Below are 1,666 nucleotides of genomic sequence, written 5' to 3' on the forward strand. Positions count from 1 at the left end.
AATTTATTCATTATACCCTCTCTTAAAAGTTGTCTCAGGAATCAGCTTACATCCACATTACACCGGATACTATCCCTAAACATTTTCTTGAATTTATTTGGCCCCACCATGACAAAATTGAATTGCTAGCTAAAAACGATCTCTTAGTTCCTTTGCTAACAAGACATATTCAAACCATTGTAGCGCTTATCCTGAATGTAAATGTCCCTTGGCGAAAAGGCAGTTTGAATAACCAGCATTATGAGTACATGCTAACGTACTCAATTGGTGGGTTCGGTGTTCTACTGGATACGCTTTTTAAGAAGAGTGCTCCCTTATCTCCAGATCAAATTAGCAAAGCTTTAAGCAAGACATTGAAAGAGATTGCTATCCAAGTTGATATGAAATAGTTAAAAAATACCATACGTTCAGGGTTTCTAACTGACATTTAGCCTCTATAACTATATCAGAGTGATATTTGTAATCAGTAGATGTTTTTAGTGTGCTAATAATTAGCGTATTTTTTCTCATTTCAACACGATAATTAACATGGAATTGGTGAAAGAAGAGAATAAGCAAGAAGAAAATGTGCCACAACTTAACAGTTGTGGCCTGTTTTTTGATACTGTATAATTAAAGGGTTAGAACCGTGTCATTACTTAATGACATAAGTAAGGAGATAAAAAGATGAAATATGGCTATGCGCGGGTCAGTACCACTGATCAAAAATTAGCAAATCAAATTGAGTTACTAAAATTGGCAGGAGCAGAAAAAATCTTTCAAGAAAAGTTTACCGGCACAACTACCGAACGACCGGAGTTTCAAAAACTGTTGCGCGTTCTAAAAACAGGCGATACTTTGATTGTCACTAAGTTGGATCGGTTTGCGCGGAACACACGCGAGGCCTTAGCCATTATCCAAGAGTTGTTTAAAGAAAATGTCAAAGTTAACATTTTGAATATGGGCTTAATTGACAATACGCCGACTGGCCAATTAGTCTTTACAATATTTAGCGCCTTTGCGCAGTTTGAACGCGATATGATTGTCACGCGCACACAAGAAGGTAAATTGTATGCCAAGCAACATGATCCGTTGTTTCGGGAAGGGCGACCGAAAACGTATTCTGATGAACAAATCAGATTTGCTTATGAGCTGCGAAAACAAGGCATGACCTACAAGATGATTGAACGAAAGACGGGGATTAGTAAACGCACGCAGCAGCGACGGTTTAAGTTAATTGAGAAACCAAGTGATACTTCTAAAATCTAAGACAGGTGAAAGATCATGAAAAAGGATATTTTAAATTATTTCCTATTTTGACTGATCTTTAATAACCGTGTGATGTCCCTAATAGTTTGATTTTTACTGTGTATGGTAAAGTGTTTATATACTATAATTGAAAAAGTGTTCTGGACGATTAATATTCTTATTTGGTCACAAGATAGCTGTCGTTTTTGCTTGAATCTAAAACAATTCATCAGGGATAGTCGAATTAGCTTACGATCACAATATTGTTTTTTTTAATCCGATAACATTGTTAGGAATCAATAAAAGCATCATCATCACTTAGAAAATGTTAACTGCCCTTGGAACTTTGACAGCACGCTTGATCGATATGGTAGTTCTTTTTAGTTAGTCATTCTATGGTAAGATGATCATCGATTTTTAATAACTTAATTTACAAACG

2 protein-coding genes are annotated in these 1,666 nt (G+C 35.8%); both read left to right on the top strand.

Annotated features, from left to right (window positions below):
* Positions 1-224: 224 nt before the first annotated feature.
* Positions 225-389, top strand: a complete 165-nt coding sequence (locus tag HMPREF0519_RS14485) for a hypothetical protein (protein WP_233419333.1) — start codon at positions 225-227, stop codon at positions 387-389.
* 277 nt (positions 390-666) lie between these two features.
* Positions 667-1,248: a recombinase family protein gene (locus HMPREF0519_RS11290; protein WP_003636336.1), complete on the top strand. Its 582-nt coding sequence runs from the start codon at positions 667-669 to the stop codon at positions 1,246-1,248.
* The last annotated feature ends 418 nt before the right edge of the window (positions 1,249-1,666 follow it).

The organism is Lentilactobacillus hilgardii DSM 20176 = ATCC 8290 (assembly GCF_000159315.1).
In the GTDB taxonomy this organism is placed as follows: Bacteria; Bacillota; Bacilli; order Lactobacillales; family Lactobacillaceae; genus Lentilactobacillus; species Lentilactobacillus hilgardii.

What these genes read in the sequence shown, in the direction of transcription:
- HMPREF0519_RS11290 (WP_003636336.1), top strand. Translation starts at nt 667, where the DNA reads ATGAAATATGGCTATGCGCGGGTCAGTACCACTGATCAAAAATTAGCA.